General features: G+C 60.9%; 23 protein-coding genes and 4 tRNA genes. 10 read left to right on the top strand and 17 right to left on the bottom strand.

Translation table 11 applies throughout. The annotated features are described in order from the left end of the window. Positions 1-45: 45 nt before the first annotated feature. Positions 46-348: a hypothetical protein gene (locus CXQ82_RS09570; protein ID WP_177409893.1), complete on the top strand. Its 303-nt coding sequence runs from the start codon at positions 46-48 to the stop codon at positions 346-348. After that, positions 345-734, top strand: coding sequence for a hypothetical protein (locus CXQ82_RS09565; RefSeq protein WP_101268225.1), 390 nt, complete (start codon positions 345-347; stop codon positions 732-734). The genes CXQ82_RS09570 and CXQ82_RS09565 overlap by 4 nt, the downstream gene beginning before the upstream one ends. A 365-nt stretch (positions 735-1,099) precedes the next feature. On the opposite strand, the gene CXQ82_RS09560 is transcribed toward CXQ82_RS09565, so the two are convergent. The 8 genes from CXQ82_RS09560 to CXQ82_RS09525 all read right to left on the bottom strand — a co-directional run bounded on the left by CXQ82_RS09560 (position 1,100) and on the right by CXQ82_RS09525 (position 7,934). Then, a complete protein-coding gene (locus tag CXQ82_RS09560; protein ID WP_101268223.1) occupies positions 1,100-2,380 on the bottom strand; it encodes an MFS transporter in 1,281 nt (426 codons plus the stop codon). 6 nt (positions 2,381-2,386) lie between these two features. Further along, positions 2,387-3,322: a LysR substrate-binding domain-containing protein gene (locus CXQ82_RS09555; RefSeq protein WP_101268221.1), complete on the bottom strand. Its 936-nt coding sequence runs from the start codon at positions 3,320-3,322 to the stop codon at positions 2,387-2,389. An 83-nt stretch (positions 3,323-3,405) separates the two neighbouring features. Then, positions 3,406-5,415, bottom strand: a complete 2,010-nt coding sequence (locus tag CXQ82_RS09550) for a CocE/NonD family hydrolase (RefSeq protein WP_101268219.1) — start codon at positions 5,413-5,415, stop codon at positions 3,406-3,408. A gap of 86 nt (positions 5,416-5,501) precedes the next feature. Next, a complete protein-coding gene (locus CXQ82_RS09545) occupies positions 5,502-7,085 on the bottom strand; it encodes a BCCT family transporter (protein ID WP_101268217.1) in 1,584 nt (527 codons plus the stop codon). A gap of 328 nt (positions 7,086-7,413) precedes the next feature. Beyond that, a tRNA-Asp gene (locus CXQ82_RS09540) sits at positions 7,414-7,490 on the bottom strand. Positions 7,491-7,509: 19 nt separating this feature from the next. Further along, positions 7,510-7,585: transfer RNA gene (locus tag CXQ82_RS09535), tRNA-Val, on the bottom strand. 177 nt (positions 7,586-7,762) lie between these two features. After that, positions 7,763-7,839 (bottom strand) — tRNA-Asp (locus tag CXQ82_RS09530). A 19-nt stretch (positions 7,840-7,858) separates the two neighbouring features. Continuing rightward, a tRNA-Val gene (locus CXQ82_RS09525) sits at positions 7,859-7,934 on the bottom strand. 159 nt (positions 7,935-8,093) lie between these two features. On the opposite strand from CXQ82_RS09525, the gene rdgC reads away from it, so the two are divergent. The 3 genes from rdgC to sugE all read left to right on the top strand — a co-directional run bounded on the left by rdgC (position 8,094) and on the right by sugE (position 10,559). After that, positions 8,094-9,014, top strand: coding sequence for a recombination-associated protein RdgC (rdgC, locus tag CXQ82_RS09520; RefSeq protein ID WP_027607105.1), 921 nt, complete (start codon positions 8,094-8,096; stop codon positions 9,012-9,014). Positions 9,015-9,171: 157 nt separating this feature from the next. Continuing rightward, complete coding sequence (locus CXQ82_RS09515) at positions 9,172-10,137, top strand: bile acid:sodium symporter family protein (RefSeq protein ID WP_101268215.1); 966 nt, start codon at positions 9,172-9,174, stop codon at positions 10,135-10,137. Between the two features lie 107 nt (positions 10,138-10,244). Then, on the top strand, positions 10,245-10,559 hold the full coding sequence (sugE, locus tag CXQ82_RS09510; protein ID WP_010166396.1) for a quaternary ammonium compound efflux SMR transporter SugE: 315 nt from the start codon (positions 10,245-10,247) through the stop codon (positions 10,557-10,559). A gap of 109 nt (positions 10,560-10,668) precedes the next feature. Here the strand turns inward: sugE and CXQ82_RS09505 are convergent, their stop codons facing one another. From CXQ82_RS09505 to CXQ82_RS09495, 3 genes are all read right to left on the bottom strand, one after another. Beyond that, a complete protein-coding gene (locus CXQ82_RS09505; RefSeq protein WP_101268213.1) occupies positions 10,669-12,537 on the bottom strand; it encodes an MFS transporter in 1,869 nt (622 codons plus the stop codon). A 54-nt stretch (positions 12,538-12,591) separates the two neighbouring features. Further along, positions 12,592-13,731: a TDT family transporter gene (locus CXQ82_RS09500; protein ID WP_101268211.1), complete on the bottom strand. Its 1,140-nt coding sequence runs from the start codon at positions 13,729-13,731 to the stop codon at positions 12,592-12,594. Positions 13,732-13,808: 77 nt separating this feature from the next. Continuing rightward, a complete protein-coding gene (locus CXQ82_RS09495; protein ID WP_101268209.1) occupies positions 13,809-15,008 on the bottom strand; it encodes an MFS transporter in 1,200 nt (399 codons plus the stop codon). 91 nt (positions 15,009-15,099) lie between these two features. On the opposite strand from CXQ82_RS09495, the gene CXQ82_RS09490 reads away from it, so the two are divergent. Beyond that, complete coding sequence (locus tag CXQ82_RS09490) at positions 15,100-15,639, top strand: TetR/AcrR family transcriptional regulator (protein ID WP_101268207.1); 540 nt, start codon at positions 15,100-15,102, stop codon at positions 15,637-15,639. A gap of 84 nt (positions 15,640-15,723) precedes the next feature. Here the strand turns inward: CXQ82_RS09490 and CXQ82_RS09485 are convergent, their stop codons facing one another. From CXQ82_RS09485 to CXQ82_RS09470, 4 genes are all read right to left on the bottom strand, one after another. Continuing rightward, positions 15,724-16,503, bottom strand: coding sequence for an ABC transporter permease (locus tag CXQ82_RS09485; protein ID WP_003190115.1), 780 nt, complete (start codon positions 16,501-16,503; stop codon positions 15,724-15,726). Then, positions 16,500-17,432, bottom strand: a complete 933-nt coding sequence (locus CXQ82_RS09480; RefSeq protein WP_101268205.1) for an ABC transporter ATP-binding protein — start codon at positions 17,430-17,432, stop codon at positions 16,500-16,502. The genes CXQ82_RS09485 and CXQ82_RS09480 overlap by 4 nt, the downstream gene beginning before the upstream one ends. Positions 17,433-17,566: 134 nt before the next feature. Beyond that, positions 17,567-18,184 (bottom strand): glutathione S-transferase family protein, encoded by a 618-nt coding sequence (locus CXQ82_RS09475; protein ID WP_101268203.1) that lies wholly within the window; start codon positions 18,182-18,184, stop codon positions 17,567-17,569. 57 nt (positions 18,185-18,241) lie between these two features. Beyond that, positions 18,242-18,901: a transglutaminase family protein gene (locus tag CXQ82_RS09470; RefSeq protein ID WP_101268201.1), complete on the bottom strand. Its 660-nt coding sequence runs from the start codon at positions 18,899-18,901 to the stop codon at positions 18,242-18,244. A gap of 158 nt (positions 18,902-19,059) precedes the next feature. Between CXQ82_RS09470 and CXQ82_RS09465 the strand changes: the two genes are divergently transcribed. Both CXQ82_RS09465 and CXQ82_RS09460 read left to right on the top strand, forming a co-directional pair. Further along, the gene (locus tag CXQ82_RS09465; protein WP_101268199.1) at positions 19,060-21,507 is read left to right on the top strand and encodes an acyl-CoA dehydrogenase; all 2,448 of its coding nucleotides are present in this window, start codon (positions 19,060-19,062) and stop codon (positions 21,505-21,507) included. Between the two features lie 75 nt (positions 21,508-21,582). After that, positions 21,583-21,990: a PA2817 family protein gene (locus CXQ82_RS09460; protein WP_003190109.1), complete on the top strand. Its 408-nt coding sequence runs from the start codon at positions 21,583-21,585 to the stop codon at positions 21,988-21,990. Between the two features lie 127 nt (positions 21,991-22,117). Here CXQ82_RS09460 and CXQ82_RS09455 read toward each other — a convergent pair whose 3' ends face one another. Further along, positions 22,118-23,050, bottom strand: coding sequence for a LysR family transcriptional regulator (locus tag CXQ82_RS09455; protein WP_101268197.1), 933 nt, complete (start codon positions 23,048-23,050; stop codon positions 22,118-22,120). A gap of 89 nt (positions 23,051-23,139) precedes the next feature. Between CXQ82_RS09455 and CXQ82_RS09450 the strand changes: the two genes are divergently transcribed. Next, on the top strand, positions 23,140-23,766 hold the full coding sequence (locus tag CXQ82_RS09450; RefSeq protein ID WP_101268195.1) for a hypothetical protein: 627 nt from the start codon (positions 23,140-23,142) through the stop codon (positions 23,764-23,766). Positions 23,767-23,903: 137 nt separating this feature from the next. After that, positions 23,904-25,643: a dipeptidase gene (locus CXQ82_RS09445; RefSeq protein WP_101268193.1), complete on the top strand. Its 1,740-nt coding sequence runs from the start codon at positions 23,904-23,906 to the stop codon at positions 25,641-25,643. A gap of 39 nt (positions 25,644-25,682) precedes the next feature. Here CXQ82_RS09445 and gltS read toward each other — a convergent pair whose 3' ends face one another. After that, on the bottom strand, positions 25,683-26,894 hold the full coding sequence (gltS, locus tag CXQ82_RS09440) for a sodium/glutamate symporter (RefSeq protein WP_101268191.1): 1,212 nt from the start codon (positions 26,892-26,894) through the stop codon (positions 25,683-25,685). Positions 26,895-26,991: the final 97 nt, after the last annotated feature.

Genomic DNA, 26,991 nt, shown 5'->3' with positions numbered 1-26,991 from the left:
TAAGCTTTGCGTCGCGTCTATTATATCGCCATTGGTATCGGCGGCGTGTCCTCGTTGCTGGCTATTCAGCAGGTGTGTAACGACGATTCTGCGGCGGCTTGCGAGAAGATTAAATTTACTGAAGGGGGAAAATTCGGATTGTCGACGTTAGGTGGCGCTCTAGGTGGCGTGATGGCTAGCTCTGTCAGTAGTACGGTTTGCCTGGGAATTGGCGTAGCGACAGGAGGCATCGGCGGAGTTGTCTGCGTCGCGGCCGTAGTGGGTGTTGGCGCATGGGTAGGTACAACTGTCGGTGGTGAGGCCGGCGAACGCATGGGTGAGAAAATCTACGAGGCCACTCGTCTGTGACCATTATCGACAGCTGGCCTGCCTGGGTGGCGATCGCTGTGACTGGAGGCTGGGGTTTGCTTGCAGTCGCTGGTATCGCACACAGCCTGTACTTGAGCCGTCGTCACCTCGACGCCATCAAGGAGGCCTTGAAAAACAGCCGGTATATTTATCTCTGGGGAGATAGCCTGGGGAGGCGGGGCTTGATTTGGTCGCTTTTGGAGATAGCAAAAATCGCCGGGATGATAGCGTGGCCCAGGGCTTCCATCCTCCTTGGAAAACTAGACCCGGTCGATCTCAAAAATTTCCCACCTCACCTGAAACGATATTTGGTCGCCAACTTGACGATAATGACCACTGCCTCGACTTGGATGGTAGTTGCAACTATTTTAGCGAACCTCAGGTAACTCCAGCGGGCCTCACCCGAGGCCCGCTGTCAGGATGGCCCGAGCGAAGCCGTCTTCCACCCGATACGCCGATCAATCTTTTCCACATCCCCAAACCCCGCCGCGATCACGTCGCTGCGGTCGACGCTCTTGTAAAAAGTACGTAACGATAGCCCCCACACCGTAAGCTTTGCGTCGCGTCTATTGAGCCGTTTTCGCCGCACCTCTACGGTGAACCCCTACCCCATCATGTAGGAAGTTCACCGTGGAAAGCTCAACCCTCGGCATGCTCGTACTGACCATCATCGCCGTGTTCGGCACCGCCTCGTTTTTCTTTGAACATTTGGCCACGCGCCAGGGGCGCAAGAAAAAAGCCAAATAGGCGATCAGCTCTTGCTGTCGGGCGTCGGCTCGTTGATCACCAGCTCCTCGGGAATTTCATCCACGCGTGGGTCGAGTACGGCAGCCATGGCGCCCATTGGATGTTCGGGCATGGCCACGTGGTGCAGCGGCGCGCCTTCCACAAGGTATTCGCCGGTGACTTGCTTGGGCTGCACACGCCAGATCAGCAACAGCGCGCAGGCCGAAAACAACATGTAGAAGGCGCCATGCCCATAGCTGTTCATCAGCGCGCCGCTGAGCATCGGCCCCAGGCTGGCACCAATGCCGTGGGTCGCAAGCATCATAGCGCTCAAGGGCACGCGCCGGGGCTGTTCGACGTTGTCATTGGCGAGTGCCACCGCCAGCGGGTACAACGTGAACAGCAGCAAACCACTGAGGAAGCCGAACACCAGTAACAATGCGTAGGGCAACTGCACCAGGCCCCACAACGGGATTACCAGCAGCCCAAGGGCCAGGGCGCAGGCGCGAATCAGCCGCGAGCGGTCGATGCGGTCCGACAGCCAGCCGATCGGCCACTGGCCGCACAAGCCGGCAAAAATCGACACCGCGACAAACGTACTCGCCTCGGCCGTGGTCAGGCCGTTGCGCGTGGCGAACACCGGTGCCAGCGCGTAAAACGCGCCGATCATCAGGCCAGTCACAAACACCGTGGTCAGCGCCTGGGGCACGCGCTGCCAGAAGAACCCCACTTCCAGCGGCGCGGCCACCAGCTTGGCCGGGTGCAGGCGCTTGGTCATGGTCACCGGCAGCAGGCAGGCGGCGAAACAGATCGCGACGATGATCAGCGGTTTGAAATCCAGTTCCGGGCGCCAGATCAACACGCCCTGCCCCAGCATCAGGCCCAGGGACACTGCCACCATGTAGCCAGCGAATACCGCGCCGCGCTGGTTGTTTTCGGCCTGCTCGTTCAGCCAGCTTTCGATGACCATGTACTGGTTCATCATCACCAAGCCCATCACAAAGCGCAGCGCCAGCCAGAATTCCAACTGCTCGAACAGCACATGCAGCAACACAATAATGGTGGCGACCCCGGCGCAGGCCACATAGGAACGCACATGCCCAACGCCAGCAATCATGCGATGCCCGAACTTGGCGCCGCAGACCATGCCGCCGTAGTACGCGGCCGTCAGCGCACCGATCCACACCTCGTTGATGCCTTGGCTGCTCAGGCGCAGGCCGATAAAACTGAAGAACAGCCCGTTGCCGGTGAGCATCAGGATGGTGGCGCTGTACAGCGCCGGGAAGGTCAGGAAAGTCAGGTTCATGGTGGCTCAGGCGGGGTTGTTCAAGCGGCTGGCATGGGCCAGCAACCATTGGCGAAAACTGCGCGCCGCCGACGGCGGGTTGCGGTGATGGGGTTGCATCAGGTGCAGGCGGCCACGGCTGTGCATGGTGTGGGGCAAGGCCATTTGCAGGCGGCCGGCGGCCAGCTCGCCTTCCAGCAGGCTCTGCCAACCGAGCGCGACACCGTGGCCCATCAGCGCCGACTGCATCAACAGTTGATAGCTGTTGGTGCGCAACGCATGGCGCGGGGTGTGGTAATGCTCGTCGGCGTCGGCGAACCAATCGGTCCAGGTCAGCCAGTCGTGGTAGTGGTCCTCGACGATCAGCAATGTGTGGCCGTAGAGCAGGTGTTGCAGGTCGCGAATCGGACCGTGGCGTTTGAGGTAATCAGGGCTGCACACCGTGATGACCTGCTCGCTGTCGAACACCGGCGACAACTCCAGGCCGTGGGGCGCCGCCAGTTCATCGAGGTGGTAGAACAGGCCCAGGTCGTATTCGTTGACGTCCAGGTGGCTGGGGCTTTCGCTGCACAGGATGCGGATATCCAGGTCCGGGTGCTCGCGCTGGAATTGCGGCAGCAGGCCGGCGAGCCAGATCGAACTGATGGTCGGCGTGCTGGCCAGGGTCAGTTGGCGATCGGCGCCACGTCGGCGCAGCTCGGCGGACTCACGGTCGAGTTCACGCAACAGGCGTTGGATGGTACGAAAGTAACGCATGCCCGCCGGCGTCAGGCTCAGCCCCTGCGCCAGCCGGTAAAACAGCGGGCGGGCGAGGTCTTCTTCCAGGCGCTTGACCTGCCGACTGACCGCGCTCTGGGTCAGGTTGAGTTCCTGGGCAGCCTGGGTAAAGCTCAAATGGCGGGCAGCCGCTTCGAAGGTCTGCAAGCAGTTGAGGGGCGGAAGATCGACGTTTCGGCGCGACATGAGCAATTCCAATGGCAAAAACGGGCCGGGGGTTAACCGGGCCCGCAGAGATCACGTTGGCAAGCATCCTGCCAGTTGCTCACTCACAGCGCGACCCGGGCCACGCGTTTGCTCCACTGCCGACGGTGTTCCAACTGGCCGTTTTCCCACGCGGTCTGTTCCGCTTCCAGGTAAAACCACTCGGCATCGGCGTGTACGCTCAGGCGGCTTTCCACCTCTACGGCCCAGGCGTCGCGGCCTACGCGGTAGTGCCATTGGATATCAGCATGGATCGACAACGGGTCCCACGGCAACGTGCGGTATTGCTCGATGCAACGCTGGTCCACTGACAGGCCGTGATCGGTAAACCGCATCGCGCCCAGATCGTCTTCGATCTTCACGCACACTTCGCCACTGCCGACGTCTTCGATCAAGGTACGTTTCGGCGCGGCGGCGCGCAGGATCTCCAGGTTGGCCGGGGTCGCCGCTTGCGGCGGCTCGAACGGGCACTCCACCGCTTCGCCGGTAAACACCGGCAGTTGCAGGCTGTGCAGGCTCGGCAGCAAGGTCAGGGTGGTCAGCTCACGGCTCGGCCACAGCAACGGGAAGCTTGCGGTGCTCAGGGCCAGGCGCAACCGGTAGCCGGCCGGCACCCGCGTGCCGATATGGTCGAGGTTCAGTTGCACATCCATCGGTTCGCCGGGGATCACCGGCGTCACGCGGGAAAAGTCCTCGCGCAGCGTGAGATTAAGCACGCCATAACTGATTTGCGTGACCTGACCATCCGGCGCTACCGCGTTCAGGCGCGCCACCAGTTGCCCGCAATCGGTATCGCTGGCCAAGCGCAGTTTGAGGCGCGCATCGCCAAGCAGTGCCAAGGGTTGGCTCAGCGGTTGCGAGTCGAAGCACAGCGAATGGGCGTCATCGCGGCGCTGGTCGGTCGGCCCGTCGGGGCCGAACCAGATAGCGCAGTACTCGCCCTGGTGCAGGCCGGTGGTCAATGGCGAGCAGACACTGCGCGCCGCCCCCAGCGGCTGCGAACCGGGATTGAGACCGCGCTCATCCAGGCTGAAATCCGTCCATTGCACCTGTGGGTCCGGCCACCCTGCGGTCTGCACCCAGACGCCTGGACGCTCGGCGTAACTGCCCTTGGGCGGCAGAATATCCTGTAGGAAAAAAGTGCAAGCCGCGTCATCCATCACCCGGTTATCGATGCCCTTCAACCAGTAATCCCACCAACGCTTGGCTTCCTGCAGGAAGCCGATGGCCGGGTTCGGCACGGCGAAATGCGGGTACTTGTGAATCCACGGGCCGATCATGGCTTTCTTTGGCCCCGGCAAATTTTCCATCAGGCGCGAGACGGTGTTGCGGTAGGCATCGCCCCAACCGCCCACCGCGTAGACCGCCGCCTTGATTTTCGAGTAATCCTCACACACCGAACCGTGGCGCCAGTAGTCATCACGGGTCTGGTGCTGCAGCCAGGTTTCGGCGAGCAGCGGCATGGCCTCCAGCCGTTGCTGCCAAAGGGTTTTCCACTCCTCGCCGACCAGCAGCGGGTCGGGCACCGCGGCGCTGAAATTAAGCATGGTCGCGGCCCAGCCGAAGTTTTCCATCAGCAGGTTGCCGCCCTTGTAATGGATATCGTCGGCAAAGCGGTCATCGGTGGAGCACAGGGTGATGATCGCCTTCAACGCTTCGGGCTGGCGCGCCGCGACTTGCAGGCCGTTGAAGCCCCCCCAGGAGATACCCATCATGCCGACACTGCCGTCGCACCAGGGCTGCTGGCACAGCCAGTCGATCACTTCGAGGGCGTCGTCCTGTTCCTGCAGCAGGTATTCATCGGCCATCAACCCTTGGGATTCGCCATTGCCGCGCATGTCCACGCGCACGCACACATAGCCCTGCCCCGCCATCCACGGGTGGGTCAATGCATCGCGCACGGCGGTGCCGTCGCGCTTGCGGTACGGCAGGTATTCCAGGATCGCCGGGAAGGTCTGCAAACCTGCGACGTCGGGCAGCCAGATGCGCGCGGCCAGTTGGGTGCCGTCCTTGAGAGGGATCAGGCAATGCTCGATTTCACGGACCGTGTAGGCAAACTCGGTAACGATTTCCATCGGTAACTCCAAACGCATTAAGTGCAAGCAAACGATTCCCCCGCGCTCGGCGGGGAGCGCGTGGGGAGACACACAGAGGTTATGGCTTAGCGGGCGAATTCCGGCACAGGGCTGGCGCCCTGCAGGTCGGGTTCGGCGGCCGGCTGCTGGCGCTTTACGTCAAGCAGCGTGGGGTCTTTGAGCCAGAAGATCAGCGAGGTACTGGCCAGCAGCACCAGGATCATCCCGGGCAAACCGCCGAGGTTGGAGAGCATCTTCACCCCGTCGATGCCGACAAAGGCGACCATCACCCACGACACCGTGCCGATGATCACACCCCACACAATCTTCAGTGCCGGGTTGCCATCCAGGTCGGAATCGGCGGTCACGCCTTTGCTGCACAGGTTGGCGATCACATCGGTGCTGGAGTCCGCCGCGGTGACAAAGGAGATGAATGCCACGAACAGCAGGAACGCGATCATCACGCCGCTGGCCGGCAACTGCTGGAACATCTGGTACAGCACATGCTCCACGCCTTGCTCGTTGAGCACGCGGTTGAGGCTGCCATCGCCCAGCGCGTCGAAGTACAGGCTGGTGCCGGAGAAGATGCAGATCCAGATCGCGGTGAACAGCGCCGGGTACAGCATGTTGATATGGATGAACTCGCGCACGGTGTAGCCACGGCCGATCTTGCCGAGGAACAGCGCACTCACCGGCGCCCAGGCAAACCACACCGACCAGTAGAACACTGTCCAGCTCTGCGGCCAGGTGTCGCCACTGGCGGCGCCGGTGAACAGGCTGCGGCTGAAGAAGGTGTCGAGGTAGATGCCCAGGGATTCGACGCCCAGGCTGAACATGTACAGGGTCGGCCCGCACAGCAGCACGAACAGCCCCAGGGCCAGCATGATCCAGGTGTTGAACGACGACAGCATCACAATGCCGCGCTGCAAGCCGCTGGCGGCCGACGCGACGAAGGTGATGACAATCACCGCAATGATAATCGCCAGGCGAAACGGCGTGGTTTCGCCACCGATGTATTGGCTCAGGCCGCCCGCCAGGGTCAGCGCGCCGGTACCCAGGGACGAGGCCATGCCGGCCACCAGGGCGAACATCGCCAGGGTATCGATCAGCCCGGCATAGCGCCGCACCCGCGCCTCGCCGAGCAGTGGCTCAAGCATCGCGCCAATGGAGAAGTTGCTGCGACGGTTATAGAACACCAGCGCAAACACCAACGAGGGCACCAGGTAGATGGCGTAGGGGGTGATGGTCCAGTGCAGGAACATTGTCGACATGGCAAAGCTTTTTGCCGCCGCGCTGCCCGCTTCGAGCGGCAGGCTGGTGGGCGGTGCATAGAGATGGTAGAGCGGTTCGGCGGTGGTCCAGAACAACACCCCCACCGCCAGCGTGGTGCACAGCGCCACCATGAACCAGCGCCATTTGCTCAGCAGTGGCTGGGCCTCTTCACCGCCAATACGCACCTTGCCCAGGGGCGAAAAGTAGACGATGGCGGTCAACACCACCATGGCGAACGAGCCGGCGCTGAACAGCCAGGAGAAGTTGTTGAGGATCACGCTGTTGAGTCTCTTGCTGACCGCAAGGAACGCATTCAGGTCGATGTAGCTGGCGATCACCGCCGCCAGCAGAATCAGGAACGTTGGCCAGAATACCAACGCACGCAATGGATATTTCATATGGTGCCATTCCCCTTGCAGACTATTTTTATCGCCTTGAAAGGCCATTATTTATAGAGAGCGGGCACCGCAGCGTCCTGCTGCCGGTAGCTCGCCTGGAAGTCTTCGCGTGGCTATAGATAACCGTTTAAGCGGCAAGCGGTGCAATCGACCAATGTGCATGGGGGTATTCCCCCACGTCATGACGCACCAGCACAGTTCAGGGCAACTTTGCAGTGCACAACAGCAACGCGCGAGGGAGGGGGCAAATCGCAGGCAAAAAAAAGCCCGCTCAATGAGCGGGCTTTCTTGTGGTGACCTGGCGTTCAGTGTTCCAGGTTACCGAATATGGCGCAGCGGACGGGACTCGAACCCGCGACCCCCGGCGTGACAGGCCGGTATTCTAACCGACTGAACTACCGCTGCGCGTAACACATAAAACGAATGGTGGGTGATGACGGGATCGAACCGCCGACATTCTGCTTGTAAGGCAGACGCTCTCCCAGCTGAGCTAATCACCCTTCGTTTCGGTGTGGGCACATCATACACCAAAAAATCGTAATGTCTTGATTTAAATGCACTTTATTTAAAAAAAGTTTACCGCACGATTTTTTGCCATATTTCGGACAGAAAAAAACCCGCTCAATGAGCGGGCTTTCTGTGGTGACCTGGCGTTCAGTGTTCCAGGTTACCGAATATGGCGCAGCGGACGGGACTCGAACCCGCGACCCCCGGCGTGACAGGCCGGTATTCTAACCGACTGAACTACCGCTGCGCGTAACACTTGAAACGAATGGTGGGTGATGACGGGATCGAACCGCCGACATTCTGCTTGTAAGGCAGACGCTCTCCCAGCTGAGCTAATCACCCTTCGCTTCGGTGTGGCGCGCATTCTACGGAGCGACCCTAGGTCTGGCAAGCACTTTCTTAAATCTTTTTTTTGAAGCCTTCCAATGGCTTAGGCAGGGTTGGCCTCAGGCGTTATCAAGACAATAATGCCCCCCTTTGTATAAAGGAGAGACTCACCCCATGTGGTTCAAGAACCTGCTTATCTATCGCCTGACCCAAGATCTGCCTGTTGATGCCGAGGCGTTGGAAGCGGCCATGGCCACCAAACTGGCGCGCCCTTGTGCAAGCCAGGAGTTGACCACTTACGGTTTCGTCGCGCCTTTCGGTAAAGGTGAAGACGCTCCCCTGGTTCACGTCAGCGGTGACTTCCTGCTGATCGCCGCGCGCAAGGAAGAACGCATCCTGCCGGGTAGCGTGGTGCGTGACGCGCTTAAAGAGAAAGTCGAAGAGATCGAAGCGGAGCAAATGCGCAAGGTCTATAAGAAGGAGCGCGACCAGATCAAGGATGAAATCATCCAGGCCTTCCTGCCCCGCGCCTTTATCCGCCGGTCGTCGACCTTCGCCGCTATCGCGCCTAAGCAGGGCCTGATCCTGGTCAACTCGGCAAGCCCCAAGCGCGCCGAAGACCTGCTGTCGACCCTGCGTGAAGTGATCGGCACCCTGCCGGTTCGCCCACTGACGGTGAAAACCGCGCCGACCGCGATCATGACCGACTGGGTCACCACCCAGAAACCGGCTGATGACTTCTTCGTCCTCGACGAATGCGAACTGCGCGACACCCACGAAGACGGTGGCATTGTGCGCTGCAAGCGCCAGGACCTGACCGGCGAAGAAATCCAGCTGCACCTGACCACCGGCAAAGTCGTGACCCAACTGTCCCTGGCCTGGCAGGACAAGCTGTCCTTCATGCTCGACGACAAGATGACCGTCAAGCGCCTGAAGTTCGAAGACCTGCTGCAAGACCAGGCGGAACAGGACGGTGGCGAAGAGGCCCTGGGCCAACTGGATGCCAGCTTTACCCTGATGATGCTGACCTTTGGTGATTTCCTGCCGGCGCTGATCGAGGCGTTGGGCGGTGAAGAAACCCCACAAGGCATCTAAGCCCTGTGAAGATCAAAATGTGGCAGGGGGCTTGCCCCCGATGGCGGTGGGTCAGTAACCGATGGAGTGACTGATACCCTGCTATCGGGGGCAAGCCCCCTCCCACATTTGATCGTATTGGCAATTCAAACAATCGAACAAAAAAAGGACATCCTCCATGCGCGCACTTGCCGCCCTGAGCCGCTTCGTCGGCAATACCTTCGCCTACTGGGTGTTGATTTTCGCCGTCGTCGCCTTCCTCGAACCCGGCTGGTTCATCGGCCTTAAAAGCGCCATCGTCCCGCTGCTGGGCCTGGTGATGTTCGGCATGGGGCTGACCCTCAAACTCGAAGACTTCGCCGAGGTCGCCCGTCATCCGTGGCGCGTGGCCCTGGGCGTAGTCGCGCATTTTGTGATCATGCCGGGCGTGGCCTGGCTGCTGTGCCAGGCCTTTCACCTGCCAGCGGAAATTGCCGTCGGCGTGATCCTGGTCGGCTGCTGCCCAAGCGGCACTTCGTCCAACGTAATGACCTGGCTGGCCCGCGGCGACCTGGCGCTGTCGGTGGCCATCGCCGCCGTGACCACCCTCCTCGCCCCGCTGCTCACGCCGGCACTGATCTGGCTGCTGGCATCCGCGTGGCTGCCGGTGTCGTTCATGGAGTTGTTCTGGTCGATCCTGCAAGTGGTGCTGCTGCCGATCGTGCTCGGCGTGGTCGCGCAACGCGTGCTCGGCGAGCGGGTGCGGCATGCGGTGGAGGTGTTGCCGCTGGTGTCGGTGGTGAGCATTGTGATCATCGTCGCGGCGGTGGTTGCCGCCAGCCAGGCGAAGATTGCCGAGTCGGGCCTGTTGATCATGGCCGTGGTGATGCTGCACAACAGCTTCGGTTACCTGCTGGGCTATTTCACCGGCCGCGTGTTCAAGCTGCCCTTGGCCCAACGCAAGTCGCTGGCGCTGGAAGTGGGCATGCAGAACTCCGGGCTGGGGGCTGCGCTGGCCAGCGCGCACTTCTCGCCATTGGCGGCGGTGCCGAGCGCGCTGTTCAGCGTCTGGCACAATATTTCCGGGGCGTTGCTGTCGACCTACTTCCGCCGCATGAGCGAAAAGGAAGACCGCCGCGTACTGGAGAATACCCCGCAAACTTGATCGTTTGATCCGTTTTAGGCACTCTAGCCAGCTTCGCGGGGACGACCTCGCGACGCTGTCGAGGCGCATAATCCGGGGACGACCCCGCCTATGGAAGCGAGGTCAATATGTCCTGGATCATTCTGTTTTTTGCCGGGTTGTTTGAAGTCGGCTGGGCCGTCGGCCTGAAGTACACCGACGGTTTCAGCAAGCCTCTACCTACTGCCCTGACCATTGCCGCCATGGCTATCAGCCTTGGCCTGTTGGGGCTGGCCATGAAGGAACTGCCGCTGGGCACCGCCTATGCCATCTGGACCGGCGTGGGTGCCGTGGGCACCGTGATCGCCGGGATTATCCTGTTTGGGGAATCCATGGCGCTGTTTCGGTTGGCCAGTGTGGCGTTGATTATTTGCGGGCTTATTGGGCTCAAGATCAGCGCTTAGGCAACTACCGCTATCGGGGGCAAGCCCCCTCCCACATGTTGATTTGTGAACACCGTCAAAATGTGGGAGGGGGCTTGCCCCTGATGAGGCCGGCACATTCAACACCTAACTACCTGACACCCCCGCGCAACCCGCCCACCACCTCCTGCAACCGCGCCGGCGTAGGCTCACCCACCGGTTCCCCCGCCACCAACACCACCCGCGACCAGATCCGGTGAAAGAAGCCCTTCTTCGGATCGCGACTGAAAAAGCTCCCCCACAACCCCTGCAACGCCATCGGGATCACCGGCACCGGCGTCTCCTCCAGAATCCGCGTCACACCGCCACGGAACTCGTTTATCTCACCGTCAGCCGTCAATTTGCCTTCCGGGAAGATGCACACCAACTCGCCTTCCTTGAGGTAATGGGCGATCCGCGTGAAGGCCTTTTCGTAGATCTGGATATCTTCGTTACGCCCGGCAATCGGAATCGCCCCCGCGGTGCGGAAAATAAAGTTCAGCACCGGCAAGCGGTAGATCTTGTAGTACATCACAAAGCGAATCGGCCGACGCACGGCACCTGCAATCAACAGCGCATCGACAAACGACACGTGGTTGCACACCAGCAAGGCCGCGCCCTCATCGGGGATGGCCTGCAGGTTGCGGTGCTCCACACGGTACATGGAATGGCCGAGCAGCCAGATCATGAAACGCATGGTGAACTCGGGGACGATCTTGAAGATGTAGGTGTTGACCGCGATGTTGAGCAGCGACACCACCAGGAACAATTCGGGGATCGACAGCTTGGCCACGCTCAGCAGCAGGATCGACACAATCGCCGACACCACCATGAACAGCGCGTTGAGGATGTTGTTGGCGGCGATCACCCGTGCGCGCTCGTTCTCGGCAGTGCGCGACTGGATCAGCGCGTACAGCGGCACAATATAGAAGCCGCCAAACACACCCAGGCCAAGAATATCGAACAATACCCACCAGGCCTGGCCGTAACCGAGCACGGCCAGCCAGTCGTTGGCCTGCACGTTCTGCGGGAAACCGCCGGAGTGCCACCACAGCAGCAAGCCGAACACCGTCAGGCCAAAGGAACCGAACGGTACCAGGCCGATTTCCACCTTACGCCCGGAGAGTTTTTCGCAAAGCATCGAGCCGAGGGCGATGCCCACCGAGAACACCGTGAGGATCAGCGTCACCACCGTCTCGTCGCCGTACAGCCATTCCTTGGCATACGCCGGGATTTGCGTGAGATAAATCGCCCCGACAAACCAGAACCATGAGTTGCCGACGATCGAGCGCGACACCGCCGGGGTCTGCCCCAGGCCCAGGCGCAAGGTCGCCCAGGACTCGCTGAAGATGTTCCAGTTCAAGCGCAACTGCGGCGTCGACGCCGCAGCGCGCGGAATGCTGCGGCTGGCCAGGTAGCCCAACACCGCCACACCGACAATCGCCACCGACACTACCGGCGCATAATGGGTGGACGACATCATGATCCCCGCGCCAATGGTGCCGGCCAGGATCGCCAGGAACGTGCCCATTTCCACCAGGCCGTTGCCACCCACCAGCTCATCGTCGCGCAAGGCCTGGGGCATGATCGAGTACTTCACCGGGCCGAACAGCGCCGAGTGCGTGCCCATGGCAAACAGCGCCAGCAGCATCAGTTCCAGGTGGTTGAACATGAAGCCCGTGGCGCCCACGGCCATGATCACGATCTCGCCGATCTTGATCGCGCGGATCAATGCGTCCTTGTTGAATTTCTCGCCGAACTGCCCGGCCAATGCCGAGAACAGGAAGAATGGCAGGATAAACAGCAACGCGCACAGGTTTACCCAGATGGCGCGGTCACCGTCGATGGCGAGCTTGTAGAGAATCGCCAGGATCAGCGATTGCTTGAAGATGTTGTCGTTGAAAGCGCCCAGCAACTGGGTGATGAAAAACGGCAGAAAGCGCCGTGTGCGCAGCAAAGTGAATTGCGAGGGGTGGCTCATCGTCCGTGTTCCTGCGTGGCCTGAAGGCTTATAGATTATCAGGCCACGACTTTACTAAATCCCGCTTATGCACGGTGAAACAAAAAGCTCACCTTTATAAGCACCCTGCACGGTACGCGTGGCCACGATCAGCCACATCAGCGCCAACGCCACCACCAGCACGCTGCCGAACACGCTGAAGAACCCCAAGTGCAGCAGGCTTGCCAGCTTCAGCGTGGCCAAGGCGTATACACCCAGCGGGAAGGTAAAGCCCCACCAGCCCAAGTTGAACGGGATACCGGCGCGCAGGTAACGCAGGGTGATCAGCACCGCGATCAGCATCCACCACAAGCCAAAGCCCCACAGGGTGATGCCTGCCACCAGGCCCAGGCCGTTGGCCATGTCGCCGACACCGGGCAGCCCGTTGGCGGCGAAAATCGCCGGCGCGTCACCGCCGAGCAGCAACATGCCAAGGGCACCGGTGCCGATGGGGCCAAGGGCCAGCCAACTCGATGCGGCCATATTGGCGTGGGGCAGCTTATGCAGGGCCATGCGCAGCATCAGGATGGTCAGGATGCTGAACGCCACCGGCAGGGAAAACGCCCACAACACATAGCTGGTTACCAGCATCACCAGTTGCCCGTGAGCATCGGCCAGGTGTGGCGCCAACAGGCCACCGCTGGCCGCCGCGACTTCGGCGGCGACCACCGGCAGCAGCCAGACGGCGGTCATCTGGTCGATGCTGTGTTCCTGGCGGGTGAACATCATGAACGGGATCAACACACCACAGGCCAGGGCCATCGCCACATCCAGCCACCACAGCGCTTCAGCCAATGGAATCACTGCACTGCCCCAGCGCGGTAGGCCAAACAGCAGCAAACCGTTGAGAATGGTGGCCAAGCCCATGGGAATGGTGCCAAAGAACATCGACACCGTGGAGTGCCCGAAGATGCGCCGCGCCTCATGGAAAAACATCACCCAGCGCGCGGCATACAAGACGCTGAACAGGATGAACAGGCCGATGGTGAACAGCCACAGCCCTTCGGCGATAGCCTGCAAACCCGGCAGGTTGACCGGCAATTGGGCCAGCGCCAGCGCCAGCACACCGGTGCCCATGGTTGCGGCAAACCAGTTGGGGGTGAACTGGCGAATCACTTCCCGGGGACGGGTCAGGTGACTGAAGGGTTTGTAACTGATGGTATTCGAGCAGGTCATGATGGCAATCCTCTTCCTCGCATGAGGTTGAATCCATCATAGAACCCGATCGAATATCTATATAACGGGTAATATCTCTAACTGTTATCTGTTTTACCAATATAGGCCGGGCGGCGTTCTTGCCACATCAGTGCCGCCAGGGCACTCAGCGCCAGCAAAATCAGGACTGCGCCATAGCCGTCCGTGGTCGCGATCAAACCGAAACTGCGGATCAGGTTGCCCGCCAACAACGACGGCAGGCAGAACGCTAGGTAACTCAGCACATAGAACGCCGACATCAAGCCCGCCCGCTCATGGGGCAAAGCCAGTGGCACCACACTGCGCAAGGCCCCGAGAAAACCTGCGCCAAAGCCGCTGCCGGCGATCAGGGTGGCGATGAAAAACAGCGGCAGGCTGGCGCTGTGCACCGCCGTGAGGATCAGCGCCACGCCGATGGCCAGCAACCCGGCGCCGAGGCGCAGCACTTTGTCCGCTGGGCGATTGCGCAGGCTGAAGATCATCAGCGCACCGCTCAAGGTCAGCACCGCCACCAGGCCGCCACCGATCAGGTTGGAGGTCGAGCCGGTGGCGGCGCGCACCAGCGACGGCGCCAGGGAGAGATAGAAACCACCCATCGCCCATACCGCCACATCCACCGGCAGCGACAACCACAGGGCACGCCGTGCCTGGGGCGGCACGTGCAAGGTGGGACGCAGCGAGGCCAGTGCTCCGGGGATACGGCTCACACTTTCCGGCAGGCGCCACACATACACGGCCTGCACGAGCATCAGCGCCAGCAATGCCCAGTAGATCAACTGGGTCGGCAGCGGGGCAAACTCCACCAACAAGCTGCTGCCCATCGCCCCGCACGCCATGCCCAACAGCGGCGCCACACTGTTGACCAGCGGGCCCTGCTGGCGGTCGGTATCGAGCAAGGCGGCGCCCAACACCGCCGTGGCCATGCCGGTGGCAAAGCCTTGTAGGGTGCGCGCCGCAATCAGCCAGGCCACGCTGCCTTCATTGATAAACAGCAACATCGCCAGCATATTCAGGACCAGCGCGGCAAAAATTACCGGCTTGCGCCCCAGGTGGTCCGACAACGAACCCACGGTCAGCAGCGCTGCCAGCAGGCTCAAGGCGTAGACGCCGAAGATCAGCGTGAGCATGCCCGCCGAAAAATGCAGGCCTTCCTGATACAGGTGATACAACGGCGTCGGCGCGCTGGAAGCGGCCAGGAACGTCAGCAAGGTGATCGCCAGGAACACCAGGCTGGAACGATGAGAAGTGGGACTGGACATGGGCACGCTCCGCTAAAGCTAATATTTTGCTTTTGCGGAGTGTGCTACCTGTCAGCGCTTAAAGCAAATTCTTTGTGTTAAGGTCACCACCATGGCGATAAAAGAAGGCCTCCGCCCGGGGGGCCGTAGTGCCCGGGTACAAGAATCGGTTCATTCGGCCGTGCGTGAATTGCTCGAAGCCCATGAGCGCTCCAGCGTCACCGTGCCGATGATTGCCGCGCGCGCAGGCGTCACGCCCTCGACCATCTACCGGCGCTGGGGTGACCTTGGTGTGTTGCTCGCGGATGTGGCCCTGGCACGCATGCGCCCCGACAGTGAGCCGGCCAACACCGGCAGCCTGCGCGGCGATTTGCAGGCCTGGGCCGAGCAATACCTGGATGAGATGAGTTCCGAGCCGGGCCGCAACATGATGCGCGACCTGCAATGCATGGTCACGCCGGGCTACTGCGTGAGCATCCTGAGTGGGCAGCTGCAAGCGATTGTTGATCGCTATCCCGACAGCACACCGCCGAGCGTGGACCACCTGATCAACCTGATCGCGGCGCCGACGGTGTTTCGGATTTTGTTTTCCAACGCACCGCTGACAGTGCAGGAACTGCACGCGCTGATCGAGCTGGCACTGCAAGGCTAAGCCCTGCACAAAAACAAATGTGGGAGGGGCGGTGCGACGATTCGACTTGCCCCCTCCCACATTTTGACTGTGTACTCCACTCAGTTAAGTACGCATCCCGCGCCCACTCACCAGCAACCGCGCGCAACCGATATACAAAACGATGGTGGCCACGATCATGAAGGTGATCGCCACGCTGATCTTGATATCCGACACGCCCAGGATGCCGTAGCGGAAGGCGTTGACCATGTGCAACACCGGGTTGGCCAGCGACACGGTCTGCCAGAACGGCGGCAGCAAGGTGATGGAATAGAACACCCCGCCCAGGTAGGTCAGCGGCGTCAGCACGAAGGTCGGGATGATCGAGATATCGTCGAAGTTGCGTGCAAACACCGCGTTGATAAAGCCCAGCAGCGAGAAGATCGTCGCCGTCAGCACCACCACCAGGATGGTGACCCCCAGGTGATGCACCTGCAGGTGGGTAAAGAACAGCGACAGCAACGTCACGATCACGCCCACCATCAAGCCGCGCAGCACGCCGCCCAAGGTGTAGCCGATCAGGATGGTGTGCGGCGATACCGGCGACACCATCAGTTCTTCGATGGAGCGCTGGAACTTGCTGCCAAAGAAGCTGGACACCACGTTGCCGTAGGAGTTGGTGATCACCGACATCATGATCAGCCCCGGCACGATGTACTCCATGTAGGTGAAACCACCCATGTCACCGATCTGCCGGCCGATCAGGTTACCGAAGATCACGAAGTACAGGACCATGGTGATCGCCGGCGGCAGCAGCGTCTGCGGCCAGATCCGGGTAAAGCGTTTCACTTCGCGATAAACAATAGTTTGCAGCGCGACGAGGTTGGGTTGCAGTTCGGAACTCATACCGCCACCTTCGTCAGATTTTTCTCCACCAGGGACACGAACAACTCCTCAAGGCGATTGGTTTTGTTACGCAGGCTCAGCACCTCAATGTTCTGGGTCGCCAACTGCGTGAACAGCGCGGTGATGCCCATGGCCTTGTCCACCTGGACTTCCAGGGTGTGGCTGTCCACCAGGCGGCAGGGGTAACCGAGCAATTGCGGCGGTGCCGACAGATTGTTCTTCAGGTCGAGCAGGAAGGTTTCCACATGCAACTGGCCCAGCAGGTTACGCATGCTGGTGTTCTCGACGATGGTGCCGTGGTCGATGATGCCGATGTTGCGGCACAGCTGCTCAGCCTCTTCCAGGTAATGGGTGGTGAGGATGATGGTGATGCCCTTCTCGTTCAGCTCGGTGAGGAAGGTCCACATCGAGCGGCGCAGTTCGATGTCCACGCCGGCGGTGGGCTCATCGAGGATCAGAAGGCGCGGTTCATGCACCAGCGCGCGGGCGATCATCAGGCGGCGCTTCATGCCGCCGGACAGCGAGCGCGACGGCACGTCACGCTTGTCCCACAGGCCGAGCTGGGTCAGGTACTGCTCGGCGCGTTCCTTGGCGATTTTCGCCGGGATGCCGTAGTAGCCGGCCTGGGTCACGACGATGTCGAAGGTCTTTTCAAACTGGTTGAAGTTGAACTCCTGGGGCACCACGCCGATGGAGCGCTTGAGCGCCGCCGGGGATTTGTCCAGGTCGTGACCGAAGATATTCACCGTGCCGCTGGTCTTGTTGACCAGGGTGGAAAGGATACCGATGGTGGTGGATTTGCCGGCACCGTTGGGGCCGAGCAAGGCGAAGAAATCACCTTCGGCAACGTCCAGATCGATACCACTCAGGGCCTGGAAACCGTTGCCGTAGGTTTTGGTTAGCTGCCGGATGGACAGAGCGGAACTCATATCGGAATACGCACCAAAGAAGGGAATAGAAACAGTAGATGAGGGCGCAGCCCAGGTAGTTCAACGGCTGCGCAAGGCAAGCATGGTGCTTGCCTGCGCCGCACAAGTACAGTCACCCGTATTAATAGTGGGTATTAAGTCAACGCGGTCATCACGGCTTTGCGGTACGCCGGGCGTTGCTGCAGGCGCTGGTACCAGGCCTCCAGATGGGGCATTGCAGGGCGTTCGATGGGCATTTCAAACCAGGCGTAGGCAAAGCAGCCCAAGGGAATATCCCCCATGCCAAACGCAGTGCCCGACAGGTAAGGCTGCGTCGCGAGGGCCTGGTCGACGGTTTTTAATGCATCGATACAGGCTTGGCGCCCGGCATTGATGCTGTCCCAGTTCTGTTTTTCCGCCGGGGTGCGCAGGATGCCCCAGAACACCGCCTTGAAGGGGTCGGCCAGGGTCGAGGTGGTCCAGTCCATCCACTTCTCCGCGTTGGCCCGGGCTTGCACATCAGTCGGGTAAAATTCCGACGCGTGCTTGGCACACAGGTAACGCACAATGGTGTTGGACTCCCACAACACAAAGTCGCCGTCTTCGATCATCGGTACCCGGCCGTTGGGGTTCAGCGCCCGGTATTGCGGCGTGTCGACCACACCAAAAGCCCCGCCCGCATCAATTGCCTCATAGTCCAGGCCGAGTTCCTCGGCGCACCAGAGTGCCTTCCTGACGTTTGATGAATTTTTACGACCCCAGATTTTCAGCATGACCGCGCCTTATTGTTGATGAACATGGCTTAGAGGAACGCAGCAGCATACGCCGGTTCACCCGCGGCTTAAATCGCTCTGCATATCGCCCAACAGGGTTGGCAGGCCTTCGGCAAACAGATGCGGGTAACACTGCTGAATATGGGCGAAGAAAAACGCCTCAGGCACGTCAGGAAATTGCCCGTGGTCCAGCACATACTCCATCGAGCGCCGGCCCTGGCGATTGAACGCGTGGAATACGCTGTCATTGATCCCATCGAACTCCAGCGGCGGCACATCGAACACTTCGCACAGCTGGCTGTTGAACGCCGGCGTGGCCTTGACCCAGCGCCCGTCCAGCCACAACTCGGTATAGCCATGCATGGCGAACACATCGCTCTTGAGCAAGGCGATGAGGCGTGGCGTCGACAGGTGGTTGCGCACGTCGGCCAGGCCGATGCGCGCGGGGATCCCGCAATGTCGCGCGCAGGCGGCGAGCAGCGTGGCTTTGGGTACGCAGTAACTCTCGCAGGTGGCCAGGGCGTAACTGGCGCTCAGGGTGTCTGGGTCGCGGCTGAAGGTGTAGGGGTTGTAGCGAATTGCCTCACGCACGGCGTAATAAAGACTGACTGCCTGGTCACTTAAATCCGCACGGGTTCCGCGGTGTTTTTCGGCGAACTCCACCACCGCAGGGTGGTCACTATCGATGAAGCGGCTGGGACTCAGGTACGTATCCATGAGCTTTATCTCCGAAGGAAGACTGGAGTCTAACGACAGGTCGGCCATAGAGATAACGACGATTCGGCCAAATCTCGTAACACCCTAATCACCCCGCTTGTTCGGATGCCGACTAAGCTCCTTGGTGGTTTCGCCCCTGGTTTCACGGAGGATTGAATATGCTGTTGTTGTGGATACTGGTTCTGGTAGTCGGCATCGCCTACCTGGCACACCGCCGTACTGCGCCCCTGCCCGCCTTGGGTGTGGTCGCCGTCTACTTGTTGGCGATGGGTGCCTGGAGCCATGCACCGGGTTGGCTGCTGCTGATCTTCTGGGTGTTGATCGCGGTCGTGGCCGCGCCCTTGCTGCTGCCCGACCTGCGCCGTCAATACTTCACCAAGCCGCTGTTCAGCTGGTTCCAGAAAGTCTTGCCGCCGATGTCCGAAACCGAACGCGATGCCATCGACGCCGGCACCGTGTGGTGGGATGGCGAGTTGTTCAGCGGCCGCCCCGACTGGGACAAGTTGCTGGCCTATCCCAAGGTGCAACTGACCGAAGAAGAACAGGCATTCATCGACGGCCCCACCGAAGAACTGTGTGCCATGGTCAGCGACTGGGAAATCGGCCAGGCCATGGACCTGCCGCCCGCCGCGTGGGAGCACATCAAGACCCACGGCTTCTTCGCCCTGATCATTCCCAAGGAATACGGCGGCAAGGGTTTCTCTGCCTATGCCCACTCACAGGTGGCGATGAAGCTCGCCACGCGCAGCGGCGACCTGGCGTCCACCGTGATGGTGCCCAACTCCCTCGGCCCGGCCGAACTGCTGCTGCACTACGGCACCGACGAACAACGCAACCACTACTTGCCACGCCTGGCGCGCGGTGATGACATCCCCTGCTTCGCCCTCACCGGCCCGCTGGCCGGCTCCGACGCCGGCGCCATGCCCGACACCGGGGTGATCTGCAAAGGTGAGTGGGAAGGCAAGGAAACCCTCGGCCTGCGCCTGAACTGGGAAAAACGCTACATCACCCTGGGGCCCGTCGCGACGCTGCTCGGCCTGGCCTTCAAGGCCCATGACCCGGACCATCTGCTGGGCGACGAGGAAGACCTGGGCATCAGCCTGGCACTCATCCCAACCGATACCCCCGGCGTGGACATCGGCCGGCGCCACCTGCCCCTGGGCGCCGCGTTCATGAACGGCCCCAACTCCGGCAAGGACGTATTCATCCCCCTGGAATTCCTCATCGGCGGCCAGGAGATGCTCGGCAAGGGCTGGATGATGTTAATGAACTGCCTGTCGGTGGGCCGCTCGATCTCCCTGCCTGCCGTCGGCACCGGCGCCGCCAAGTTCACCAGCCTGGTCACCGGCCAATACGCTCAGGTGCGCGAGCAGTTCAACGTGCCGCTGTCGGCCTTCGAAGGTATCCAGGAAGCCCTGGCGCGCATCGGCGGCAACGCCTGGCTGATGGACAGCGCACGCATGCTGACCGCCAACGCGGTCGACCTGGGGGAAAAACCCTCGGTGCTGTCAGCGATTCTCAAGTACCACCTGACCGAGCGCGGCCGCGAGTGCATCAGCCACGCCATGGACGTGCACGGCGGCAAGGGCATCATCATGGGCCCGAACAACTACCTGGGCCGCAGTTGGCAGGGTGCGCCGATCTTCATCACCGTGGAAGGCGCGAACATTCTGTCGCGCAACCTGATGATCTTTGGCCAGGGCGCGATCCGTTGCCATCCCTTCGTGCTCAAGGAGATGGCCCTGGCCGGCCGCGAAGACCATGACCAGGCGCTGAAGGAGTTCGACGGCCTGCTGATGCAACACATCGGTTTTGCCGTGAGCAACGCCGCCAGCACCCTGGTGCTGAACCTTGGCGTTGGCCACTTCGAGAAGGCTCCGGGCAACCGTTTGAGCCAGGGCTACTTCCGCGCGTTGAACCGCCAGGCTGCCGCCTTCGCCCTGCTCGCCGACCTGAGCATGATGCTGCTGGGCGGCGAATTGAAACGCCGCGAACGCCTGTCGGCGCGTCTGGGGGATGTGCTGAGCCATATGTACCTGGCGTCGGCGGCCCTCAAGCGTTATCACGACCTGGATTCGCCGGACCACCTGGAACCGCTGTTTACCTGGGCCATGGAAGAAAGCCTCGGCGAGTCGGAGCGTGCACTGGATGAGCTGCTGAGTAACTTCCCGAACAAGGTGCTGGGCTGCCTGCTGCGGGTGATCGTGTTCCCGTTCGGCCGACGCCATACCGGGCCATCCGACGCGCTGGACGCCGAAGTCGCGGCGGTGATCGGCCGTGCCAAGGGCGACCCGACCCTGGAAGAGTTGCTGGCCGGCTGCTACCGCCCGCAATCGGCCGAGGACCCGGTCGGCGCCCTGCAACAGGCCTACGACCTGCTCGGCGCCAGCCACCCATTGCAGAAAAAACTGCACACGGCGCTCAAAAGCGGCCAGGTCAAACCGGCTGCCGGCGAGCATGCCATCGACGCGGCGCTGCACGCCGGAGTGCTGCAACCGGCTGAAGCGCAAACCCTGCGTGACGCCGAAGCGGCGCGGCGCAAAGTGATCGACGTGGATGATTTCAGCAAGGAAGAGCTGACCCAGGCCGAGGGTAAAGTCCGCTAATTCGAGCGGTCATATAAATACGGGCGCGAGAGCTATATACTCTCGCGCCCGTTTTTGCTTTAGAGGACTTATCTCGTGTCCAACGTCGTTGCCGATCATCTCGTCTTGCTCGACCACCTGCGCAGCATCCTGGTAGCCGTCGGCGAAGCCGAACAGGTGCCCGAGGAAAGCCACTCCCTGTTCCTGGAGCGCTTCGACGAATTGCGCGCCCTGCTGCCGATCGACCCGATCGAAAGCCAGTACCTGGGCCAGGACCTGATGAGCCAGGTGATCCTGCGCTACCCGCAGATTGCCCACCTGGTGCCGCGCGATTTGCTCTGGTTCTTTGGCGGTGACTGCCTGCACTTTATGCCCGATGAAGAGCTGGACCTGTACCAGGCCCTGGAAGAACGTCGCTACGAAGCCGAACAGAACGACGAACCGTTCGACTGGAACCAGGAAAAGCAGCTGCTGGCCATGCCGCAGGATCAGAGCAAGCACTGATCTTCAGAACACTACAAAACACAATGTGGGAGGGGGCTTGCCCCCGATAGCGGTGCGACAGTCAGCTCATTTCTAGCTGATACACCGTAATCGGGGGCAAGCCCCCTCCCACAAGTGGTCTGCATTCCTAGCGCCGACGCAACGTCGGCTCCTTCGCCATGCACGCCACCAGATAATCAATAAACACCCGCAACTTCGGCGACAGATAGCGCGTAGGCGAATGCAGCAACCATGCCTCGCCATGGTAAGACGCAATAAAATCCCATTCCGGCAGCACCTGCACCAGGCGCCCCTCCTCCAAGGCGTGCCGCGCCGTGAAGTACGGCAAGCTGCCAATCCCCACGTGCTGCAACACCGCATCCAGGCGCACGCCAGTGTGGTTCGCCGCATACCGCCCGCGCACGCCCACCGTCACCGTCTTGCCTGCCTGACGAAATTTCCAGCGTGAATCCCCCGGGGTTTCGCCCAGGTAAATACAACTGTGCGCCAACAAATCATGGGGATGGCCCGGCGTACCGCGCTCGGCCAGGTACTGCGGCGTTGCACAGAGCAAATGTTCGATGGGCAGCAATTGGCGCCCCACCAAGCCCGGCGGCGGGCTGTCGGTGATACGGATGCTCAGGTCGACGTTGTCATCGATCAGGTCCACATGCCGATCCTCAAGAATCAGCTGCACATCGACCTTGGGGTAACGCCGCAGGAATTCGGGCATATGCGGGTGCACCACAAACCGCCCCACCGCCTTGGGCACGCTGACCCGCACCAGGCCCTCGGCTTCATGGTTGAACTGGCCGCTGACTTCCATCACCGAGCGCGCCGCGTTAACCATCTCCTGGCAACGCTTGAACACCTCTTCACCGCCCTCGCTGAGGCGCAATTTGCGCGTGGTGCGTTGCAGCAGACGCGTGGCCAGTGCATGTTCCAGCCGCGAAATACTGCGGCTGACCGCCGACGGCGAAACACTCAATTGCCGCGCCGCCGCGGAAAAGCTGCCGGCCTCCACCACCTTGACGAAAATCGCCATTTCACCCAGCAACGGCAAGGGAAGATTGATGCTCATAGCGCACAGGTCCATTGATAGTTGAGCGGATTATCACTCATCCACGCACTATTTATACTGCCCACAGAACCCTGATGCGGATGTAGAGAATGACCGAGCGCCTGTTTTTCACCCACGACCACCTGACCGCCGAGCTTGAAGTGCTGAGCTGCACGCCGCACGACGACCATTACGCGGTCATCCTGCAGTCGACGATCTTTCACCCCCAGGGCGGCGGGCAGCCATTCGACACCGGCTGGCTCGGCGACAGCCAGGTACTGCGAGTCACCCAAGAGGCCGATTGCGTGGTGCACTACGTCAACCAGCCGGTCGCGCCAGGGCCGATCACCGCGCGCGTCGATGCACCGCGCCGCGCCCTGCACACCCGCCTGCATTCCGCCGGCCACCTGATCGGCAATGTCGGCGAAACCCTGGGCTGGCTGCCGATCAAGGCGCATCACTGGCCAGGCGAAGGCAAGGTCACGTTTGTCCGTGGCGAAGGCGCGCAAGCCATGGAGGCCGAGGCGATTCAACAACAAATCAACCAATGGATCAGCGCTGACTACCCCCGCCATATGAGCCTGAAAGACGGCACCCGCGAAGTGGGCTTTGGCGAGCTACCAGCCTATGCCTGTGGCGGCACCCATGTGCAAGCGCTGAGCGAATTGGGCCAGGTGACGATCCTGACCCTTTCGGAGAAAAAAGGCGCACTGTCGGTACGCTACACCCTCGACTGAGGGTGCTATTGAGTTTTTAGATAAGCCTCGTCGTGGTCTCCCCTGGCACACCTTTGCAGTGGTAGTGTGTGGAAATATTTCTGACATCTTGATCAGAAATCCCCCTACGTTCTCTTTGCAAAGGAATGCCTTCAGCAATGCACTTTCCACTCAAGCAATTGGCGGCTGCCACCCTGCTCGCGGCCAGCCTTTCGGCCATCACCAGCCCTGCCCTGGCCAACATCAGCGCCGACCAAAGCACGGCGATCATCAAAAGTTTCAGCGAAACGTCCGTCACTGATTTCCGCGGTTTCCTCGGCACACTGGCCAAAGGTGACCTTGGTAAAACCACCGATGTGGGCCCGGCGATCAGCGCCTTCCTCGACAACAAAACCCTGAGCGCCGACCAGCAGAATGAAATCCATCGCCTGCTGGGCATTTACACCCGGGTGAAATACGGCAAGGCCGCCCTCGAAACCCTGCGCGAACTGGTGGAGATCCCGACCTTCAACGTGGATGGCTTGCCGCAGTACAAAAACCCGGAATTCATCAAGATCGCCGGCAAGATCCAGGCCCTGGCGAAAGACTTCAACCTGAACTTCCGCAATGTCGACAACCGCGTGTATGAAATTTCCCTGGAAGGCAGCGGCGATGAAGTCGTCGGCATTCACGCCCACGCCGACGTGGTGCCGGTGACGCCGGAAAACTGGGTGTTGAAGGACGGTACCAAGCTCGATCCGTTCAAGGTCACGCTGATCGGCGACCGCATGTACGGGCGTGGCACCGAGGATGACAAGAATGGCATCGTGGTGGCGATGTACGCCATGAAGGTCATCAAGGAAGAAAAACTGCCGCTGGCGCGCAACTTCAAGTTGCTGGTGGACACCACCGAAGAAACCTCCGGTGATGCGATCCCTTATTACTTCGAACATAACCCGACGCCGCAGTACAACCTGGCGCTGGATGGCGGCTACCCGGTGGTAATTGCCGAGAAAGGCTATGGCACGGTCATGGCCACCTTCCCGCGGCGCAAGGGTGAAGGCAAAGGCGCGGAAATCATCGCGATGACCGGCGGCATGGCCACCAACCAGATTCCGTCGGCCTCGGTTGCCACGTTTGTCAGCGACAAGCCTGCAGAGCTGGCCGCCAGCCTGCAAAAAGCCGGCGCGGAGTATGCCAAGGCGAATGGCGGCGATTTCGAGGTAGCTGCCAAGGTGGTCGGCAAAGAGGTCAAGTTGACAGTGACCGGGGTGTCGGCGCACTCCTCCGAACCGGAATCCGGGATCAACCCGGTGGCGCGCATGCTGGAGCTGATCCACGGCGTCGACGGCAAGATTGCCCTCAAGCACAACCACATCACCGATGCCGCGCGGTATGCCGCCGACAACTGGGGCCTGGATTATCTGGGCGGCAAGCTGGGCGTCGGTTTTGCCGATGACTTCATGGGCCCGCTGACCACCTCGCTGACTTTCGTTGGCCTGGATGACAAAGCCTTCAAGCTGGCAGTGAACCTGCGTGTGCCGAAGGGCAAGTCGCCGGAAAAACTCAAAGCGGAAATTGCCGACAAGCTGAGCGCCTGGGACAAGCAGACCAAGGTCAAGGTGGACTTCACCTACTCGGTCGCCGAGCCGATGTACCGCAACCCGGAAGGTGAATGGGTGAAGGCACTGCTGGCCGTGGCCACCGAAAACCTGGGCATGGAGCACAAGTTCGGCACCTCGGCCGGCGCGACGTCGGTGCATGAACTGCCCAACGGCGTGCAATTCGGCCTGGCGCGCCCGGAAGTGAAATACACCGGGCACACCGACAATGAGTTCAAGACGGTTGATCAGTTCTTGCTGGACCTGCAGATCGTCACGGAAATGATGGGCCGTATCGGGCAATTGCCGAAGCTCTGAGCCAACGCCCGGATAAAGGAGCCCGCCGCAACGGCGGGCTCAACCCGCAACCCCCAGGAATGGCAGCGCCAGGTACAACTTGATCACCACCGCATTGGTGATATCAATGAAAAACGCGCCCACCATCGGCACCACCAGGAAGGCTATCTGCGAGGGGCCGAAGCGTTGAGTCACCGCCTGCATATTGGCGATGGCCGTGGGTGTAGCCCCCAGCCCGAAACCACAGTGCCCCGCCGCCAGCACCGCCGCATCGTAGTGGCTGCCCATCACCCGAAAGGTCACGAAAATCGCAAACAAGGCCATCAATAACGCCTGCGCAACCAGCAGGATGACAATTGGTAAGGCCAGCGCCTTCAGATCCCAGAGCTTGAGCGACATCAGCGCAATCGCCAGGAACAACGACAGGCTGACATTGCCCAGCAGCGACACTTCGCGCTCCAGCACCTGCTGCAAGCCCAGTGCCGACAAGCTATTGCGCAGCACCACCCCCACGAACAGCACACATACAAACGTCGGCAGTTCGAACGCCGTACCTTGAATAAAACCACTCAGGAAAGTGCCGACCTGCAGGCTGATCGCAAGAAGCGCCAGCGTCTCGATAAACGAAAACGCGGTGATCATGCGCACCTGGTCAGGCCGTTCGAAGCCTTTGGGCAGGCACGGTTGCGCCTGCTCAACGCCTGGGGCCTGGACACGCCTGATCAGCAACCGCGCAACGGGGCCGCCAATCAAACCACCCAGCACCAAGCCGAACGTCGCCGATGCGATAGCCAGCTCGGAAGCGGAAGCCACGCCATATTTTTCACTGAACACCGCCCCCCAGGCAGCGCCGGTGCCATGCCCACCCGACAAGGTGACGGAGCCGGCCAACAAGCCCATCAACGGGTCGAGCCCCAATGCCGTGGCCAAGGCGATGCCCATGGCATTTTGCACCACCAACAGGGCTGTCACGACCAGCAGGAAGATCGCCAGTACCCGACCGCCTTTCTTCAGGCTGGCAAAATCCGCATTCAGCCCAATGGTGGCAAAAAATGCCAGCATCAATGGAGCTTGCAGTGAAGTGTCGAAACGAATTTCCACCTCAGCCAGCATGCGCAAGGCCAAAAGCAACGCGGCCACCAATAAACCACCGGCGACCGGCTCCGGAATACTGTACGCGCGTAAAAAGCCGATTCGGGCCACCAGCCAGCGGCCCAGCAGCAACACCAATGAGGCGGCAACCAGGGTTGAATAGAAATCGAGTTGAAGCATCTGGACAGTTCTCTGAAGTGAGCAAGGAGAATGGGCTGGCCAGAGTAGAGAGAGTCGGACGGGTAAGCACTAAGCTGACAATACTTACAGCCTTTTC

Origin of the sequence: Pseudomonas sp. S09G 359, assembly GCF_002843605.1 — a bacterium.
GTDB lineage: Bacteria > Pseudomonadota > Gammaproteobacteria > Pseudomonadales > Pseudomonadaceae > Aquipseudomonas.
Note: the sequence above shows the minus strand (reverse complement) of the source record. Positions and strands in the feature narration are given on the sequence as shown.